Genomic DNA, 2,427 nt, shown 5'->3' with positions numbered 1-2,427 from the left:
TTATTTCCCGACAACTCTAATCTGAATTTACCATTTCCAGCATCGGGACTGATTAGTGGTCTGTCCCATTAATTTTACAGGGTTTGTAGTAAGCACTTAAGTGCTTAAAAATCCAGGACTAAAGTCCTTACTACAAACTTTTATAACCCTTCAGAACTAATAGGACAGAACATTAGTTTGACACCACTGCACAGGTTAAAGATGGCTGTAAGTTGGCTGGTTGAGCTGCAATTAACTCAACTTTGCCCTTTGCGTTGCGATGCCAAGTTGTGGCTTCGGTGAGAACTTTTGGTGATGCTGGAATTTGGGCATTTAAATCACCCGTTTTGCGGTATGCAGAGATATTGCGGATGTCAGACCAAGTGCGTAGGCGTAGCCCGTCGTAGACATCGCTCCTCGCTTCCTGACTAGGATTTTGCGGCACACCACCCCGCCCCGTTGCCACAAACCGACTGCCTTCACTGCCGGCACAACCTGTCGCAATTTGCTGCGATGTGTCAGTGACATTTACTGGTAGTTGGAATAAACCCGAATTTGGATCAACACCGATAGTATTAACTTGAACAGTTCCACTTACGCCAAATTGCGAACTAGCAGTGATGTCATTTTCGGCAGTAAGTTCGGGACGGAACTTTAGTCCGATAATCCCCTGAGTTGCAATTTGAATATTGCCACCCCTTCCTTGAAATGCATTGGCAATAATATCACTGTTTTCTAAACCCACAATGATCGGAGCATTGATCGTAATATTGCCGCCATTACCGCTGCCACCAGCTTCTGCATTAATGAAACTGCCATGACGTATGAGTAGTAGATCCCGCAGTTGGAAATTAATATTACCACCTTCGCCTGCTTTTGTGGATGCTGAAATGCTTGCCCCATTGTCGAGTCGTAGGGTGTTGGCATTAATCTTCAGGGTGTTAGCGTTACCGGAGCCAAGATTCTGGACAAAAACCGTTGCACCATTACTGATGTTAAGAACTGGGGTGTTAATCTTGGTACTACCGGAATTAGCCCTAGAAACTCCAAAAACAGGACGAACCGCCGTACCAATATAGCTGGGATTTTGTGCATCTTTTACACCATTGACATCAATCGATTCAGACGCATTGATAGTCAGTGAACCCGCATTTCCTAAAACTATGCTAGAAGCAGACACTCTGGCGCCAGCTTGAATCGACAGTGTGCGGGTATCGATTTTCAAATCCCCTGCGTTACCAGACCCGAATGTGGCAGTAGACAACAGACTAAAATAAAGACCGTTTGGCGCTCCCTCATTTGTCACCTGAATCGTATCTGCTTTCACGCTGACATCGCCGCCATTGCCTGAAGCGTAGGGTCTTGCTGCTATATTGCCGCCAGCTAAAATAGACAAGTTTTGAGTTGAGATGGCAACATTTCCACCTTTCCCAGTCCCATAGGAAGCGGCTAATATCTGGCTGACTGCTCGGAAAGGAGAAGGGTCGCCAAATGCAAAACCGTTGACCCGCATTTCACCAGTATTGAGTGCAATGTTGCCACCCAGCCCTGTGCTAAAAGTACGGTTGAAGATATACCCACCTTGATCAATATTCAATTGTGGAGTGGTGATGATAATATTCCCTGCCGCGCCGGAGGATATAGTTTCATTAACTAAACTGCTGGAACTCTTAAAATCAGGAGACTTGCCGATGATCTGGAGGGACTGAGTAGCATTGATTGCAATATTACCAGCAGTTTGGTTGCTGCGATTTTGCACTAATATCAGCGAACCATCTCGGATACTGACCTGTTTCCCCTGAATTTGGATTGCTCCTCCACTTTCATTACTGAGATCGCGTGTAGATGCTAAAGCTCGTTGGTTGATCTGAATATCGCCAAAACTCGAAGCATTGGGATAACTTAGTGCAAATCCTTGAGGGATGGAATTGAGGGCGACGCTTCCGTTAGTGATGCTACCCAGTTCTATTAGTCCTCCTGGTGCGGAGAGCAACCCTCCATCCAAGGCAACATTCCCACCCAGCAATGCTAGCGTTTTTCCAGGTTGCAACTGTAATCCTCTTGTGCCGATGTTCAGTCCAGAAACCTGAAGCGAGTCGCCTAATTGGGCATTGTGTCCTAACCCTTGGACTGTAATAGCTCCCGGATTGCTGCCAAATTGTAAGCCAACAGGTACGCTCATAGTTAATAAGGGTGGCGTAGCATTGGTGGCATTAAACTTAAACCCGTCCGCAAATACTATACTGTCGGCAGTTGTACCAACAAATGAACCGCCAATATTCAGACTGGCATTAGGCCCAAACACAATTCCACTGGGATTGAGCAGAAACAGACTAACAGGGTTGTTGCTATTAAGAGTCCGAATTAAGCCATCAATATTGGAAACACTTCCACCCGTAACTCGACTAAATATAGTTGTAATATTGGGTGTATTGATTAAATCAAAGC

The 2,427-nt window shown here is 45.6% G+C and carries 1 protein-coding gene; it reads right to left on the bottom strand.

The genetic code is table 11. The features are described 5' to 3' along the window. Window positions 1-172 precede the first annotated feature (172 nt). Window positions 173-2,416, bottom strand: a complete 2,244-nt coding sequence (locus tag A4S05_RS03940) for a beta strand repeat-containing protein (protein ID WP_141699642.1) — start codon at window positions 2,414-2,416, stop codon at window positions 173-175. Between the last annotated feature and the right edge of the window lie 11 nt (window positions 2,417-2,427).

Source organism: Nostoc sp. KVJ20, assembly GCF_001712795.1.
GTDB lineage: Bacteria > Cyanobacteriota > Cyanobacteriia > Cyanobacteriales > Nostocaceae > Nostoc.
The sequence above is the reverse complement of the archived record's forward strand: the minus strand, read 5'-3'. Positions and strand labels throughout refer to the sequence as shown.